Consider the following 14,746-nt stretch of genomic DNA (forward strand, 5'->3'; position numbering starts at 1 on the left):
CGCTTAAGTATTCTTCACGGAATACCACGGTATGAGCAAGATAAGCGTCGAGATACCCGACGAACTGCTCGCCGACTTGGACGACCACGTCGGCGACGACGGTAAATTCGTGAACAGAAGCGACGCCATTCGTGCGTCGATCCGGAAGATGCTGGATATTTTGGACGAGATAGACGAACGTCACGGACGACTCGAAGATGACTGAGAGAGTGCAACCGGGGTCCGCGCTCGCAACCGGTCAACTCGTCCTCACCGGGTTGTTCGTGACGGCGCTGGTGACGGCACAGCTCACGGCGGCGAAGGTGCTCCAGTTCACGATTCCACTCTCGCTCCCGGTTACGGGTGACGCGCTCGTCCTGCCGGGTGCGGCGCTGGCCTACGCGCTGACGTTCTTCGCGTCGGACTGTTACGCCGAAGTGTACGGTCGGAAGGCGGCCCAGCGACTCGTCAACGTCGCCTTCGTGATGATCTTCGTCATGCTCGTGCTCGTCTGGTCTACCATCGAGGCACCCGCCGCACAGTCCAGCGTGGACCCCACGAAGTTCCAGACCGTCCTCAGCGCGAGCACGAACATCGTGATTGGAAGCCTCTGTGCGTACGTCGTCAGTCAGAACTGGGACGTCATCGTCTTCCACGAAATCCGCGAACTCACTGACGGCGACCACCTCTGGGCGCGCAACATCGGTTCGACGGCGACCAGTCAGGCCATCGATACGGTCATCTTCGTCGGAATCGCGTTCTTCGCACTTCCGCGATTCGCCGGTATCGGTCCGGAAATCCCGACGAGCGTCGTCCTGTCGCTCATCGTCGGCCAGTACATCTTCAAGCTGTTCGTCGCACTCCTCGACACGCCCTTCGTCTACGCCGTCGTGGGCTATCTGCGTTCACAAACGAACGTCGGTCGAGTGCCGAGTTCGGCGGACTGAAAAACAGATGGATGTGATTCGGTGATGGACGGCGAGAACCGTTAGTCCAGTCGCTGGGCGAAGCCGAACTTCGGCTTCACGTCCTCGACGCGGATTTCGACGGTTTCCCCTTCCTCGGTGTTCGGCACGAACAGCGTGTACTCTTCGACCTTCGCCACGCCGTCGCCTTCGCTTCCCACGCCTTCGATGGTCACTTCGAGTTTGTCGCCCGCCCTGACGGGTGCGGTGAGGCGCTTGCGGGCGACGAGGTAGACCTCGGAGGACTCGTCACGCGAGGCGTCGGGGCTCATCGTTCGGACGTACTCGAACTCCGGTTCCATGTCGTCGCGCAGGTCGTCCAAGTCAGGTCCTTGGAACACCTTGACGACGAAGTCGCCGCCCGAATCGAGCAGTTCGAGGGCCGTCTCGAACGCCTGTCGGGCGAGATACACCGACCGAGCGTGGTCGAGGCTGTACTCGCCGGTCATGTTCGGTGCCATGTCGGAGAGGACGACGTCGGCCGAACCGGCGACGTCGATGACTTCCTGTTGGGTTTCCTCCTCGGTCATGTCGCCGCGGATGGTCTCGACGCCGTCGATGGATTTGATTCGCTGGAGGTCGACACCGATCACGGTTCCGTCGTCGCCGACTTCCTCGGCGGCGACCTGCAACCAGCCACCCGGGGCCGCCCCGAGGTCGACGACCGTCTCGCCCTCGTGGAGGAGATGTGCGGATTCGTCCAACTGCTTGAGTTTGTAGGCCGCCCGCGAGCGGTAGCCTTGCTGCTTGGATTTGTTGTAGTAGTGGTCTTTACGGGCCATTTGTTAGGAATGGGTTGTCTACGAGGATGTTTACGCCCTTCGTTGTCCGTCGCTCTCCGTGGCGTTCCACCGGTCGCAAAAATCGTAACTGGCCGACGAGGAACGCCCCCGTCAGCGGTATTCACACTCGTCCTGATGACGAACGAGGTCGGATTTGTTCTTTCCGCCGACGAAGACCTTCTTCTTGCAGTAGTTGCACACTCCCCATCGAGGGTCGTCTTCGTCGAGCGTGTATTCTTCTGGCCGCCACTCCTGCGACATATTTCTTCAGAGTACCTTCTAGCGTAAAAAGTTTATCAAAAATCTGTATATTATCTCTTGTAATAATGAGGTGGCGGTGGTATGATTGTCCTCCGTTCGATGGCGTGGTGCGCCCTCAATATGCACACGCCGCGCGCGCGAACGGATGACTTTTATGCCACCCTTTCATACCCCCTATCAACATGTTCAAGGCTATCGTGAGCGCGGATACGCTCCGGACGACAATCGATTCCGTGGGCGTTCTTGTGGATGAATGTAAAATCCACTTGGAGGAGGATGGCCTCACTATCAAAGCAGTCGACCCGGCCAACGTCGGCATGGTTGACCTCCAACTCGACGCCGAAGCGTTCGAGTCCTACGAGTCGAACGGCGGTATCCTCGGCGTCAATCTCGACCGCCTCGAAAGCGTCGCAGGCATGGCTAGCTCCGACCAACTCATCGAGATGGAGTTGGACGAGGAGACGCGAAAACTCCACATCAAAATCGACGGCTTGGAGTACACCCTCGCGCTCATCGACCCCGATTCCATCCGCCAGGAACCCGACATCCCGGACCTCGATCTCTCCGCTACTATCGTCGTCGAAGGGTCCGATATCGACCGTGCGGTCAAAGCGGCCGACATGGTGTCCGACCACATTGCCCTCGGCGTGGACGAGGACGACGAGTTGTTCTACGTCGAAGCGGAAGGTGACACCGACGACGTCGATCTGAAACTCGACCGCGACGACCTCATCGATCTCACGACCGGACCCGCCCATTCCCTGTTCAGTCTCGACTATCTCAAGGACATGAACAAAGCCATCCCGAACGACGGCGAAGTGAGCATCGACCTCGGCGAGGAGTTCCCCGTCAAACTTCACTTCGAGATCGCGGAAGGCATGGGCCAAGTGACGTACATGCTCGCACCGCGTATCCAGAGCGACTGAAAACAGCCTCGACGACTCTCGTTCTATAGATTCCGATCGATAACGGCCTTCGTCGCTTCCGCCTTCTCCTTCCAGCCGTAGCCGACCTCGTAGACGTGACGCTTGTTCTCGACCAGTTCTTCGGGCGTGGACTCCTCGAACCCGCCGCGTCCCCACGTTCCGCTCTTGTGCAGCCACTCGACCACGTTTTCACGCGTCTCGGGCCACGACAGGCCGACCATCTCGTACCACGCGACCATGGCGAAGACGGCGTTGTCGTGACATCCCGGCACGCTCCCCTTCTCGTAAATCGTCCGCATCGGCTCGAAGCTCGGTTCGGAGACGGTTTCGCGGAACTCGTCGCCGGTGAGCAATCGGAGCGCACCGTCGTTTTCTACGACGCGCTTTTCGTGTCGAAGTCGGTCGAGCGCGGCGGCGTGGGTAGCGTCCCACCGCCCGTGAACCGTTTCGCGGAGTTCCTCCTCGGGGAGGGAGTCGGCCGATAGGACCGAAACGATGTCCGTGTACGCCTTTTCGATGTTCGTCCACGGCTCCCCGTCGAATCGGCAGTCGGGGCCGTGGAGGTTCGTCGTGGTCCGACAGTCGGGACAGGGATAGTCGAAACGTGGCACGCAATTCCGTACTCACGCGTCGGTAATAGATGATTGGATTCGACCGAATCGCGGAAATGCGGCATTTCCGTTTTCCTCGTCCGAGAAATCCCTCGTTACCGGCGACCGTCGCGTTTATCCGCCATCGCTCGAAACGGCGAACAATGAATTCGCTCCATGCCCGATACCCGTTCCTCGCGTCCGCCCGCGAGGCGGTTCGGGACGCAAACCTGGACCCTGCGGCGGTTATCGCGGGCGAGGGAGAGCGCCACCCCGCCGTCGAGCGTGGCGTGGAGCGCGTGCGCCGAGCATTGCTCGATGGAACCGTGCGCGCCCCGGACGACGGACGGCGGTGGGCGACATCGACCGAGGTGCTTTCCTATCCCATCGCCCGACTGTTGGTGTCGCTCCTCAACGCGCCGGGTGCAGTGGAAAAGTACGCCAGCGCCGAGGCGACGACGGCCTACGAACGGTTCACCGCCGATTTCGAGACGCCCGACGACGGCCTGAAGAGCACGGGCGGAACGTCGCTCACGCTCCAACAGTTGCTCACGGATTTCGACCTCTCGGAGGACGTCGTCGCGCGCGGCGACGACTTCGGCGTCGACGTCGTCACGTACATCTCCCTCGCGAGTGACTACGGTGACGATTGGCGACTCGTCACGCGCCAGCTTTCGGACGGCGTCGTCACCGTCTCGCAGGCCGAACTGCACGAACTGCTCCGGACGGCAGTGGAGATGCGGATCGCAGAGGATCTGCCGCTTTCGGTCCCCTCGGAAATCGCGGCCGCACTCGACGAGGAACTGTCGGAATTGGAGTCGTCGTTCACCGACGCGGACTTTTCACACGATATCGATACGCTCGCCCCGGAACTGTTCCCACCGTGTATGACGGCGCTGCTCTCCCGGATGCGGGACGCGGAAACGCTCCCCTCCCACTCCGAGTTCACGCTCGTCTCGTTTCTCGCCAGCATCGGGCTCGACGCGAACGAGATACTGTCGCTCTGTGAGGTTCGAGAATCGGGTCGAGGAGACCGACTGCGCGCTCGAATCGAGCGTGTCCGCGACGAGCGAACGACGCAGTTCGCGCCGCCGAGTTGCGCGACGTTACAGGCGTACGACGACTGTGTGAATCAGGACCAGCGCTGTGAAACGGTGACGCATCCGCTCGTCTACTACGAGGATGCGCTGGACGAAAACGGAACCGTGACCGACTGGCGCGACCGTTAGTGCTGATTCGCCAACCAGAAGCCGACGCCGGTCATGACGAGAATGAAGAGCGCGATGACGCCGACGATTTCGAGCGCGCCCGCCCCAGTAATACCGCCGGTATCGTACTGCGACCCGACGATATACATCGCTACGATAAAGAATCCAACCGACACGACGGAGACGACGATGTCGCGGAGCGTATCGCCCTCGAGTTCCATGCTCTGGATTTCCCGGGGTTACATCAAAAGTTCTCCGCTTCTCGGTCGCGCCCGTCCGTCGTCGTGAATCCCCGATTCCACGTCAATTTTGACAGTCTCGAGACACGATCTCGGATATCAACGGGTCATTACCGTCGAGTTCTCCGCCGAAACGGGCGCAGTTTGCGTTGACAGGTGAAAGCCTTAGGGTCGTTCGGCACGTACCCTAATACGTCGAAACCACCGCTGAGGAGTCGCAACGTGCTGATTTTCGTCGCCGGGTTTCACGGAGGAAGCACCCATGATAGACACAGCCGCTTCCAGAAAAGTATCGCTGGCTCCGCTGGCAGAGACGGAGGAGACGAATCCACGCTCACAACGCGCCAGAGCGGAGCGAATGTCCGTCACGCCGCTCGGTGGCGGATTGTACGAAGTCGAAAGCCAGAGCGACAACACGTACTTCGTCGACCTGCTCGGGGGTCGCTGTACCTGCCCCGACCACATGATGCGGGGCGTCCGGTGCAAGCACATCCGGCGGGTCGCCATCGAAATCAACGAGGGGCGCGTACCCCCGCCGGGAAAGGAGGCCGTCGAGTGTACCCGATGTGACTCGTCCGTCTTCGTGGACGAGAAGACGGCCGCCGCCGGGCCGCACTTCTGTGACCACTGTCGGCTCGAACCCGGCGAACCCGTCGTGGACCGCGCGAGCGGTGACCTGCTGGTCGTCGTTCGAATGACCGACTACAGGGCCGACCAGGTCGAGGTACCGGGCCGCGACTGCACCGTCGCCGAGTATCCCACGAACGAGGGCTACCCGGCGGACGACCCGGTGGTCGAAGTACTCTACCCGATTCCGTCGGGGCTTCGACCCGAACAGGTCGAGTCGCGTCACCTTCGGCGCTACTCGTTCCCGCGCTCGCGGCTCAAGCGGCCGGGACGACCGGACGATCAGTCCGAGTTGACCGACTTCCCGGACGCCGAGTAGTCGGATCGATTTTTCAGCATTTTCGAATCCACTGTGGAGCGACCGTTATTCCAAAATCTCCGTCGCCTCTTCCACCGAGAGAACGCCTTGATCGACCGCGTGTAGGATGTCCGAGACGCTGTGTTTCGATTCCTCGTCTTCGTCGTCGCTTTGGAGGTCGTCCATCGAATCCCCGTCCTCCAGCGCTTTCTCTTTTTTTACCCGGTAGTTCCCACCCTTCGTCTGGTGAACGTCGGCGGGGTGGAAGAAGTACCAGTCCTCGCGGTCGAAGCGCACGCCGATCTTCGGCTTCGCGCCGAAGTTCTGCGAGAAGTAGACCAGCGCCTCGACTTCCTCCCCCGTGAGATAGATCGGGTCGCCAGAACTCGATTTCGCCTCGATCGCATAGAAGACGTTCCCGTTCCCGGCCAGCACGTCCGGCAGTTCGCGCTGGGTCGCACCCCCGCTCGCGGGAGCACGCATGACCGCAAATCCGACCTCGTCCAACCTGTTGACGAGTTCGCGCTCCCGTCTGTCGCCTTTCCGATTCGCCATGTTGTCGATGGTCGGCGGTCGCGGGCAATAAAACGGCCGATAGCGCGGTGGAAGTGAACCCGACGGCGTGATGATTCGAGCTTTGAGTCGCAGTAGCTCCGAGGAAAGTCCAGAAAGCCCCCGTCCGTTCGCTACGACGAGACGTTTCTGATTCATATGCGATTTCAATAACTGTGATGAAGACTTCGAAAGCCCCCGCTCGCTCGCGGTTGCTGTGCAGGATATTTTGGCCTCTCAACACCGCCCGGCCAAAATAGTGGCCACACAGCAACCACGTAAACGCGAGTGGGCGGGGGCTTTCGAGGTTGTCATCATCGTCGCTGTGATCGCAGAAGAACCGAATTCAGCAACTTGTCGTAATCGGACGCGAAATTCCTAAAATCCCAATCCAACAACTGAAACGATACGAACCCCACAAACGAAAACGCAGAAAAATCCCCTTCTATTCCTGTTTACGTCCCGTGCTGCCAGCTTCCCATGTACTCCGTCTGCTCGTCGGAGAGGGAATCGAACTCCACGCCGTCGGCTTCCAGCTTGATTTCGGCGATCTCCTTGTCGAGGTCGTCGGGCACGTCATGGACGCCAGCGTCGTATTTCTCGCTGTTTTCGACCATCTCACGCACACAGGCCGACTGCACGCCGAAGCTCTGGTCCATGACTTCGACGGGGTGGCCCAGCGCGATGGGTGCGGCGAGGTTGACGAGGCGGCCCTCCGCGATGACGTTGAGTCGGCGGCCGTCCGCCATCTCGTACTCGTGGACGCCGTCGCGGGCGTCTCGCTCGGCGACGGCGAGGTCCGAGAGGTCGTTGAGGTTGACTTCCACGTCGAAGTGACCCGCGTTGGCGAGCAGGACGCCGTCCTTCATGACTTCGAAGTGCTCTTCGGTGATGACGTCGCGGTTGCCCGTCGTCGTGATGAACACGTCGCCGACCTCGGCGGCCTCGGCCATCGGCATCACGTCGTAGCCCTCCATGTGGGCTTCGAGCGCGCGGCGCGGTTCGACTTCGGTGACGATGACGTTCGCGTTCTGGCCCGCCGCCTTCTTCGCGACGCCTTTGCCACAGTAGCCGTAGCCGCCGACGACGACGTTCTTCCCGGCCCACGAGAGGTTGGTCGTCATGGCGATGGTCGCCAGCGAGGATTCGCCGGTCCCGTGGACGTTGTCGAACAGGCGCTTCATCGGCGTGTCGTTGACGGCGAAGACGGGGTAGTCGAGCGCGCCGTCCTCGTCCATCGCGCGGAGTCGGTGGACGCCGGTCGTCGTCTCCTCACAGCCGCCGATGACGGTGTCGATGAGTTCCGGATAGTCCTCGTGGATGGCGGCGACCATGTCCATGCCGTCGTCCACGGTGATGGTGGGTTCGAGGTCGATAACGGATTCGATGGCCTCGTAGTAGCCCTCGTCGTCCACGCCACGCTTCGCGTAGCTGGTGATGTTCGGGTGCTCGTCCAGCGCGGCGCTCACGTCGTCGTGGGTCGAGAGCGGGTTACAGCCGGTGACGGCGACTTCCGCGCCACCCTCGGCGAGCGTCTCCACGAGGACGGCGGTCTTCGCCTCGACGTGCATCGCCATGCCGATTCGCTGCCCCTCCAGCGGTTTGTCGGCGACGAACTCCTCCTGAATCGTCGTCATGATCGGCATGTGCTGGCGCGCCCAGTCCATCTTGCGGTGCCCCTCGACGCGAGCGGACTCCAAATCGTCCAGTTGCTCGCTTATCGGCGGGTAGTCTGCCATACGTTCGTGATGGGCGAGCGCGTTGAAAACGGTACCGAAGAAAACAGGGTTCTGATCGTCACCAGCGATCAGTCGTCCGGCGCGTCGAAGATGTCCTCGATGGAACAGCCGAAGTATCCCGCCAGTCGAAACGCGAGTTCGAGGCTGGGGTCGTATCGCCCTCCCTCGATGGCGTTGATGGTCTGGCGGGAGACATCGACCACGTCCGCGAGGTCGGCCTGCGTGAGGTCGGCTTTCGCCCGCCTGACTTTGAGGTCGTTTTCCATCGCTACATCACGCGTCTGTAGTACAGCCCCGACCCGAAGTAAACGGCCTGTCCGAGCAGAAACGCGAGAAATTCGAACCGAACCTTCTCGAAACTGTCGAAGCCGTGCTGGTAGACGTGAGCCACCACGACCGCCAACAGCAACGCCGATAGCGCGATGTACGCCGTTCGAGAACTTCGGCGACCGATTTCGACCGCGCGTTCGTCTGCGGTTTCCATGTAAAGTACTCTTTACTTGATGTCTGTAAAACTTTCCACCGGACTGACCATTCTGTCGCTAAGCGGACTGGCTTTCCACCCGTGGTCTGTCGGTATCGAGTCGGCAGCAGGAAAAACCGAGAGACGCTCTTCCGAAAAAGACGCCCTTCCGAATTCACTCCGCAGCGCGCGCAACCAGTTCTTGTGCCTTCTCCTCGGCGGTCTCCCGGACCGATTCCTCGTCCAGCGTCAGCACCTCGCGGTCCTCCATGAGGACGCGCCCGTCACTGATCGTGTGTCGGACGTCGCTCCCGTTGACAGCGTAGGCGAGGTGGCTGACGAGGTCGTGGTGCGGGGTGAGGTGCGGTGCCGATAGGTCGATGACGGCGAGGTCGGCGTTCGCCCCTTCCTCGATTCGGCCGCTGTTGAAGCCGATAGCGTCCGCGCTTCCGGCGGTCGCCATCTTCACTACTTCTTCGGCGGGGACCGCGCTGGCATCGTTCGCGGCGAGTTTGCCGAGCATGGCCGCATCGCGCATCTCGCCGAACATGTCGAGGTCGTTGTTCGACGCCGCGCCGTCGGTTCCGAGTCCGACGGTGACGCCCGCGTCCAGCATCGCCTGTACGGGAGCCATCCCGCTGGCGAGTTTCATGTTCGAGGCCGGGCAGTGGACGACGCCCGTGCCCGTCTCCGCGAGCAGTTCGATTTCCGTCGTGTTGACGTGGACGCCGTGTGCGATGAAATCCCCTTCCTCGGTCATCCCCTTGTCACGGGCGTATTCGAGCGGGCGCTCCCCTCGTTCCTCGACGATGGGCGCGACTTCGTCACGCGTCTCGTTCGCGTGATAGTGCACGGGAACTCCTGCTTCGCGGGCGCGTGGGATGTACTCGTCCAGATACTCCTCGTCGACCGTTGTCAGGCTATGTGGCTTCACCGCGGTCGAAAGGCGGCCGTCCGCCGCGCCGTCGAACTCCTCGGCGATGCTGAGACTCGTTTCGAAGTCCTCGCGGGCGGCTTTCTTGTCCTTCCCGATGGTGACCACGCCGTGTCCGATTCGGGCGCGGAGGCCTGCCTTCTCGACCGCTTCGGCGACTTGGTCCATCTCGAAATACATGTCCGCGAATCCGGTCGTTCCGGATTTGATCATCTCCAACAGACCGAGGTCCGTTCCGGCGCGGACGTCCTCCGGCGTCAGTTCGGCCTCGACCGGCCACACGTCTTCCCGGAGCCACGTGTCGAGCGGTTTGTCGTCTGCGTAGCCGCGCAGGAGCGTCATCGCGGCGTGGCAGTGGGCGTTCACGAGCCCCGGAATCACGAGGCCTCCCTCCGCATCGAGGGTCTCGTCCGCGTCCGCGACGTCGCCGACGGAAAGGATCGTTCCGTCGTCCTGATTCACCAGCACGTCCGCGCGTTCGACGGTCATGTCCGGTCGCAGTACCTTCCCACCGGAAATTTTGAGCGTCGTCATGGGCCGAAATAGTTCACCCCCTCGCATGACTCTGCTGGATTCCCCCGTGATACGGTACGGTATGGCACAATTTGCAGTTTGAACCGGGAAAGCAAGAGTAATCCGTCTGGCCGACCGAAGCCGAGATAATGCGAATCGCGGTCCCCAACAAGGGCAGGTTGCACGACCCGTCGATGGAATTGCTCGAACACGCCGGGCTGCATGTCGTGGACGGTGCGGACCGCAAGCTGTACGCGAACACAGTGGACCCGGATGTGACGCTGCTGTTCGCCCGCGCCGCCGACATCCCCGAGTACGTGAGCGACGGCGCGGCCGACCTCGGCATCACCGGCCTCGACCAAATGCAGGAGGCAAACCCCGGCAACGTCTCGGACCTCCTCGATCTGGGCTACGGCCAGTGCCGACTCGTGTTGGCCGCACCCGAAGAGGGCGACATCAAGGAGATAACCGACCTCGCAGGCAAGACCGTCGCCACCGAGTTCCCCAACGTCGCAAAGCAGTATTTCGCGGAAACCGAGGTCTCCCCCGAAATCGTGGAGGTCTCCGGCGCGACCGAACTCACGCCGCACGTCGACATGGCCGACGCCATCATCGACATCACGAGCACCGGCACGACCCTGCGCGTCAACAGCCTCGGCATCATCGACGAGGTGTTGGCGAGTTCGGTTCGACTGTTCGCCCGCGACGACGTGGTCGGCGACGACAAGGTCGATCAGGTCACCATGGCGCTCCAGTCGGTCATCTCCGCCGAGGGCAAACGCTACCTCATGATGAACGCGCCCGAGGACAAACTGGACGAAATTCGAGAAGTGATTCCCGGCCTCGGCGGCCCGACGGTCATGGACATCGCCGGAAACGGCAAGGTCGCCGTCCATACCGTCGTGGACGAGCGGGACGTGTTCGAGACCATCAACGAGGTCAAACAACTCGGAGCCAGCGGCATCCTCGTGACGGAAATCGAGCGACTCGTGGACTGAACGGCTCTTTTCGAGCTTCGTTACGTTTTTGCGGGCAGAAAGAATTTATTTCCTGACGATCGCTCACTGATATGGACGTTCTCACCGTGTTCGGATTTTCTGACGCCACCGTCGGCACCGTCATCGCGGTGGTGTGGTTCGTCCTCCTCGTCGTCGGTGTCCAATGGTAGCGAGGTCGGAACGCAGATACGGAAAATGAACCTGAAGTGTCCGGATAGTATCGCTTGGACGATTTCTCTCGTAAAATGACCGACCTCGCTCGCCTCTACGCCGTCCCCAACTCCGCCAACAGGTGGGAAATCTGCAACCTGTCACTCGTCCCCTGTGCCAAGTCCATGTCCACTTCGGCGGCGAGGACGACGAGTTCGGCGAGTTCGTCGCCGGAGTAGCGGTTCTGCCGGAAGGCGTCCATGATGGCTTCGAGGACTTCTTCGCCGCTGTAGCCGTCGTCCACGAGCAGGTCGTCCAAGTCCTTGCGAGCGTCGTTGAAATCGCCGCGTTCGGCCTTGTCGAGCATGTCGCCGATGCGGCCGCTGATACCGAAGTTGCGGATGATTTCGTAATCCTCGCTGCTGACTTGGCCCTCCTGTTCGTAGAGCAGTTGCGCGTAGAGGATGGCCTTCCGCACGTCGCCCTTCACGTAGCCGGAGATGAGTTGCACGCCGCCCTCGTCGTACTCGACGTCCTCGGCGTCGAGAATCCTCGTGAGGACCTCCTCTATCTCCGTGCTGGTTGGTTTTCGCATCGCGACGGGGAAACACCGCGACTTGATCGGCGGGATGAGCTTCGTCGGTTGACGCGTGGTGATGACGAACTGCGTCGTCTCGTGATACTGCTCCATCACCCGGCGAAGCGCCTGCTGGAAGTCCTCGCGGATGGATTCGGCGTTGTCGAGGACGATGGTCTTGTAGCTCCCGGTGGAGGGCGCATAGCCCGCGTACTCCTTGAGGACGTGGTTTATCATCTCGCGCTTCGACCAGTTGCGCTTGTACTTATTCTTCCCCGACCCCTGCCGGTACTGCTTGGAGAATTCCGTCTGCCCCTGGAGGAAGTTAGAAAACCGCGGGTCCTCCCGAATCTCCTTCTTCGTCCGGTCGAAGAAGTCGGCGACGTTGATCTCCACGAGGTCGTTGTCCGGGTCGTCGTGTGCCTCGCGGGCCAGTGCTCGCACGGCGGCGGTCTTCCCGCTCCCCTCCGGGCCGTGGATAACGAGGTTTATCGGCTCGTTCACCGCCCGCTCCAGATAGTCGCGGACTTCGGGTTGGGGCAGGTCGGCGAGGTCCGGCGCGTGCGTTTCAGTCCACAGCGGCGACTCCATTGGCGTTTTCTACGAAGTCGCCGGACAAGAATCGGTCGGTTGCGCCGCACGCTGAATCGATCCCGACAAAAGAAGCGGATGATGACCTATAGCAGGTTCCCGATGGCGTCGAAGACGGAACCGATGACGCTCGAATTCGTCGCGTTGGCGCTGGTCGTTCCTGCTTGGGTCGTCGTCTGCTCGGTCATCGTCGCGTTTCCAGCACTCGTCGTTTCGCTCTGCGTCATCGTCGCGTTTCCGGCGCTCGTCGTTTCACTTTGCGTCGTCGTCGCGGTACCGGCACTCGTCGTCGGTTGTGCAGTCGCGGTCGCTTGCGACGTCGTCGTCGCGGTCGTGCTCGTTCCTGCACTCGTCGTTGCAGCCTGTGTCGTGGTACCTGCCTGTGTCGTCGTCGCAGCCGACGTCGTCGTGGTCGTCGCGTTACCGGCCGACTCGAACGTTATCGTCGCAATCTTGCCGAAGTTACGGGTGTACACGCCGTGCGTGTACGTTCCGGGATCGACACCGGTGCTGTCGACCTCGTAGCTCACACCCGTCCGTTGTCCGGGCGAGAGGGTGACGTTCTTCCGTTGAACGACGTTCCCTTCGACTCGGTAGTCCACGGCCTGCGTGAGCGTCTGGTCGGTCGGGTTGTTGATCGTCGCCTTCACGGTGAACGTGTCACCGACCGTCACGTTCTCCGGTGCGCTGAGACTCTGCACGTCGAACGACGGACCGAGGTCGTTGACGTTCTCCATGTTCCCGCTCGTGCTCGTCGCGGTCTGCGTGGTCGTCTGCTGTGCCGTAGTCGTCGTCGCTGGCGACGTGGTCGTCGTACTCGTACTCGGCGTGCTCGTCGTGGTACCTGCCTGTGTCGTCGTCGCTCCACCACAGCCACAGCCGCCTCCACTGGTCGTGGTCGCTTGCGACGTGGTCGTTGCACCACCGGCCTGCGTCGTGGTCGACGTGGTCGTCGGTGTTGCCGTCGTGGTCGCAGCGGTCGTCGTTGCGGCCGACGTGGTGGTCGCGGCCGATGTCGTCGTCGCACCGGTCGTGGTCGACGTAGTCGTCGGTTGTTCCGTCGTAGTCGTCGTCGCGCCGCCGCCCTGCACCGTCACGTAGGCCGGGTCAATGACGATGTTGTTGTCCACGATGTACGGGATGTCCGCAGTGCCGCCCGACGTGACGAAATCGTACACACGATTTCGGTTGGTGTCGAGGTGCGGCATGGCGATGAGCGTCTGGCTCTCGGTCAACGGTTTGTCGAGCGTCACGGTGACGTCCTTGTGCGTTCCCGGCCCGAGGTACTGCGAGGTGCCGACCACGCTACCGATGACGTTCCCGTCCGCCAGACTCGCGTCGTGGATGGTGACGAAGCCACCTTCCGACATGGTGACCGAATCGACCGTCACCGTCTGCCCGTCGCTGGTCTGGTTGTCGAACGTGACGTTCGCGTTCAACTTCGATGGCGACGCCGGTCCTTCCGGAATCCCTGGCCCGCCCGGCATGTTGGGCGCGAGGTTGGGAAGGCTCACGTTCCCCGGCGCTTCCACGACGAACGTCGTGTTCTGCACCGAGATGTCGCGGAGCACCACGCGAACGCTACTGGCGTTGCCCGCTGCCGCCGCTTTGGCGCGTTCGGACGCCCGCTTCAGGTCGTCCTTCGAGACGCTCGGTCCGTTCTGAACGACGTCGTTTGCCGATTTGTTTTCGAGCAAAGCGGTCGCGTTGATGCGGACCGTCTCATCCTTCAGGTGGACTCCTTCGATGACCTCGGTTCGGTCCGGGGTCGGGTCGGTCCCGACCACGAACGACCAGTCGGCGATGGAGAACGATTTGACGTGGAAGACGAACTGCTGTCCGGTCGCGTTCGTCTCGTTCGTCGCGTTCCCCGCTCCGCCTTGCTGGCCGACCGAAATCAGCGCCTGGTCGATGACGACCGTGCCGTTCGCGGTGTACGGTCCGTCGACGGTCCCGTTACCGATGACGAAGTCGTACACTTGGTTCGAGTTCGTGTCCATGTGCGGCATGGCGATGAGCGTCTGGCTCTCGTTGATGGGACGTGCGAGCGTCACGGTGACGTTCTTGTGCGTTCCCGGTGAGAGGTAGACGGAATTGCCCACCACGCTGCCGACGACGTTCCCGTCGAGCAGGCTCTGGTCGTGGATGGCGACGAAGCCACCTTTCTCCATGGTCACGGACGAGATGACGATCGTCTCGCCGTCACTTTGTTGATTGTCTATCGTTACGTTCGCCTGTGATGTATTCATCTGAGTGACATCGTTCAGGCTCGTAACCTGCGTTTCCGGTGCTGTATTTGCTCCCCCACCACCGCCCGACGTCGCTAGCGATGTCGCAACACCGCCGGCGAAGAC

17 protein-coding genes are annotated in these 14,746 nt (G+C 61.6%); 6 read left to right on the forward strand and 11 right to left on the reverse strand.

Annotation, left to right across the window (positions count from 1 at the left end):
- Positions 1 to 31: 31 nt before the first annotated feature.
- A complete protein-coding gene (locus NKF25_RS01850) occupies positions 32 to 205 on the forward strand; it encodes a ribbon-helix-helix domain-containing protein (protein ID WP_066140492.1) in 174 nt (57 codons plus the stop codon).
- The gene (locus NKF25_RS01855; RefSeq protein WP_253225038.1) at positions 198 to 926 is read left to right on the forward strand and encodes a queuosine precursor transporter; all 729 of its coding nucleotides are present in this window, start codon (positions 198 to 200) and stop codon (positions 924 to 926) included. The genes NKF25_RS01850 and NKF25_RS01855 overlap by 8 nt, the downstream gene beginning before the upstream one ends.
- Positions 927 to 967: 41 nt before the next feature.
- Here NKF25_RS01855 and NKF25_RS01860 read toward each other — a convergent pair whose 3' ends face one another.
- Entirely contained in the window at positions 968 to 1,726 is a 759-nt protein-coding gene (locus tag NKF25_RS01860; protein ID WP_253225039.1) for a 23S rRNA (uridine(2552)-2'-O)-methyltransferase, read from the reverse strand.
- 111 nt (positions 1,727 to 1,837) lie between these two features.
- A complete protein-coding gene (locus tag NKF25_RS01865) occupies positions 1,838 to 1,987 on the reverse strand; it encodes a hypothetical protein (RefSeq protein ID WP_190303696.1) in 150 nt (49 codons plus the stop codon).
- Between the two features lie 182 nt (positions 1,988 to 2,169).
- Between NKF25_RS01865 and NKF25_RS01870 the strand changes: the two genes are divergently transcribed.
- Positions 2,170 to 2,913, forward strand: coding sequence for a DNA polymerase sliding clamp (locus NKF25_RS01870; protein WP_066140502.1), 744 nt, complete (start codon positions 2,170 to 2,172; stop codon positions 2,911 to 2,913).
- 23 nt (positions 2,914 to 2,936) lie between these two features.
- Here the strand turns inward: NKF25_RS01870 and NKF25_RS01875 are convergent, their stop codons facing one another.
- Positions 2,937 to 3,524, reverse strand: coding sequence for a hypothetical protein (locus tag NKF25_RS01875; RefSeq protein WP_253225040.1), 588 nt, complete (start codon positions 3,522 to 3,524; stop codon positions 2,937 to 2,939).
- Positions 3,525 to 3,667: 143 nt separating this feature from the next.
- On the opposite strand from NKF25_RS01875, the gene NKF25_RS01880 reads away from it, so the two are divergent.
- On the forward strand, positions 3,668 to 4,732 hold the full coding sequence (locus NKF25_RS01880; RefSeq protein WP_253225041.1) for a DNA primase large subunit PriL: 1,065 nt from the start codon (positions 3,668 to 3,670) through the stop codon (positions 4,730 to 4,732).
- On the opposite strand, the gene NKF25_RS01885 is transcribed toward NKF25_RS01880, so the two are convergent.
- Entirely contained in the window at positions 4,729 to 4,932 is a 204-nt protein-coding gene (locus tag NKF25_RS01885; protein WP_066140509.1) for a transporter, read from the reverse strand. The two genes, NKF25_RS01880 and NKF25_RS01885, sit on opposite strands and share 4 nt — an antisense overlap.
- Positions 4,933 to 5,212: 280 nt before the next feature.
- Between NKF25_RS01885 and NKF25_RS01890 the strand changes: the two genes are divergently transcribed.
- A complete protein-coding gene (locus NKF25_RS01890; protein ID WP_253225042.1) occupies positions 5,213 to 5,896 on the forward strand; it encodes an SWIM zinc finger family protein in 684 nt (227 codons plus the stop codon).
- A 45-nt stretch (positions 5,897 to 5,941) separates the two neighbouring features.
- Here the strand turns inward: NKF25_RS01890 and hjc are convergent, their stop codons facing one another.
- The 5 genes from hjc to NKF25_RS01915 form a co-directional block, all read right to left on the reverse strand.
- The gene (hjc, locus tag NKF25_RS01895) at positions 5,942 to 6,430 is read right to left on the reverse strand and encodes a Holliday junction resolvase Hjc (RefSeq protein ID WP_066140512.1); all 489 of its coding nucleotides are present in this window, start codon (positions 6,428 to 6,430) and stop codon (positions 5,942 to 5,944) included.
- A 452-nt stretch (positions 6,431 to 6,882) separates the two neighbouring features.
- Complete coding sequence (locus NKF25_RS01900; RefSeq protein WP_253225043.1) at positions 6,883 to 8,166, reverse strand: adenosylhomocysteinase; 1,284 nt, start codon at positions 8,164 to 8,166, stop codon at positions 6,883 to 6,885.
- A gap of 68 nt (positions 8,167 to 8,234) precedes the next feature.
- Positions 8,235 to 8,432: a helix-turn-helix transcriptional regulator gene (locus tag NKF25_RS01905; RefSeq protein ID WP_066140515.1), complete on the reverse strand. Its 198-nt coding sequence runs from the start codon at positions 8,430 to 8,432 to the stop codon at positions 8,235 to 8,237.
- Positions 8,433 to 8,434: 2 nt separating this feature from the next.
- Entirely contained in the window at positions 8,435 to 8,650 is a 216-nt protein-coding gene (locus tag NKF25_RS01910) for a hypothetical protein (protein WP_253225044.1), read from the reverse strand.
- Between the two features lie 154 nt (positions 8,651 to 8,804).
- A complete protein-coding gene (locus NKF25_RS01915; RefSeq protein ID WP_253225045.1) occupies positions 8,805 to 10,097 on the reverse strand; it encodes an amidohydrolase in 1,293 nt (430 codons plus the stop codon).
- Positions 10,098 to 10,225: 128 nt separating this feature from the next.
- Between NKF25_RS01915 and hisG the strand changes: the two genes are divergently transcribed.
- Complete coding sequence (gene hisG / locus NKF25_RS01920) at positions 10,226 to 11,074, forward strand: ATP phosphoribosyltransferase (RefSeq protein ID WP_253225046.1); 849 nt, start codon at positions 10,226 to 10,228, stop codon at positions 11,072 to 11,074.
- Positions 11,075 to 11,339: 265 nt separating this feature from the next.
- Here the strand turns inward: hisG and NKF25_RS01925 are convergent, their stop codons facing one another.
- Positions 11,340 to 12,392, reverse strand: coding sequence for an AAA family ATPase (locus NKF25_RS01925; RefSeq protein ID WP_253225047.1), 1,053 nt, complete (start codon positions 12,390 to 12,392; stop codon positions 11,340 to 11,342).
- 86 nt (positions 12,393 to 12,478) lie between these two features.
- Positions 12,479 to 14,641 (reverse strand): hypothetical protein, encoded by a 2,163-nt coding sequence (locus NKF25_RS01930; RefSeq protein WP_253225048.1) that lies wholly within the window; start codon positions 14,639 to 14,641, stop codon positions 12,479 to 12,481.
- Positions 14,642 to 14,746 lie beyond the last annotated feature (105 nt).

It is taken from the genome of Haladaptatus sp. AB643 (assembly GCF_024136975.1).
Taxonomy (GTDB): Archaea; Halobacteriota; Halobacteria; order Halobacteriales; family Haladaptataceae; genus Haladaptatus.

Excerpts from the sequence above, each read along its gene's own strand:
- NKF25_RS01850 (WP_066140492.1), top strand. The coding sequence starts at position 32 with ATGAGCAAGATAAGCGTCGAGATACCCGACGAACTGCTCGCCGACTTG.
- NKF25_RS01855 (WP_253225038.1), top strand. The coding sequence starts at position 198 with ATGACTGAGAGAGTGCAACCGGGGTCCGCGCTCGCAACCGGTCAACTC.
- NKF25_RS01860 (WP_253225039.1), bottom strand. The coding sequence starts at position 1,726 with ATGGCCCGTAAAGACCACTACTACAACAAATCCAAGCAGCAAGGCTAC.
- NKF25_RS01865 (WP_190303696.1), bottom strand. The coding sequence starts at position 1,987 with ATGTCGCAGGAGTGGCGGCCAGAAGAATACACGCTCGACGAAGACGAC.
- NKF25_RS01870 (WP_066140502.1), top strand. The coding sequence starts at position 2,170 with ATGTTCAAGGCTATCGTGAGCGCGGATACGCTCCGGACGACAATCGAT.
- NKF25_RS01880 (WP_253225041.1), top strand. The coding sequence starts at position 3,668 with ATGAATTCGCTCCATGCCCGATACCCGTTCCTCGCGTCCGCCCGCGAG.
- NKF25_RS01885 (WP_066140509.1), bottom strand. The coding sequence starts at position 4,932 with ATGGAACTCGAGGGCGATACGCTCCGCGACATCGTCGTCTCCGTCGTG.
- NKF25_RS01890 (WP_253225042.1), top strand. The coding sequence starts at position 5,213 with ATGATAGACACAGCCGCTTCCAGAAAAGTATCGCTGGCTCCGCTGGCA.
- hjc (WP_066140512.1), bottom strand. The coding sequence starts at position 6,430 with ATGGCGAATCGGAAAGGCGACAGACGGGAGCGCGAACTCGTCAACAGG.
- NKF25_RS01900 (WP_253225043.1), bottom strand. The coding sequence starts at position 8,166 with ATGGCAGACTACCCGCCGATAAGCGAGCAACTGGACGATTTGGAGTCC.
- NKF25_RS01905 (WP_066140515.1), bottom strand. The coding sequence starts at position 8,432 with ATGGAAAACGACCTCAAAGTCAGGCGGGCGAAAGCCGACCTCACGCAG.
- NKF25_RS01910 (WP_253225044.1), bottom strand. The coding sequence starts at position 8,650 with ATGGAAACCGCAGACGAACGCGCGGTCGAAATCGGTCGCCGAAGTTCT.
- NKF25_RS01915 (WP_253225045.1), bottom strand. The coding sequence starts at position 10,097 with ATGACGACGCTCAAAATTTCCGGTGGGAAGGTACTGCGACCGGACATG.
- hisG (WP_253225046.1), top strand. The coding sequence starts at position 10,226 with ATGCGAATCGCGGTCCCCAACAAGGGCAGGTTGCACGACCCGTCGATG.
- NKF25_RS01925 (WP_253225047.1), bottom strand. The coding sequence starts at position 12,392 with ATGGAGTCGCCGCTGTGGACTGAAACGCACGCGCCGGACCTCGCCGAC.
- NKF25_RS01930 (WP_253225048.1), bottom strand. The coding sequence starts at position 14,641 with ATGAATACATCACAGGCGAACGTAACGATAGACAATCAACAAAGTGAC.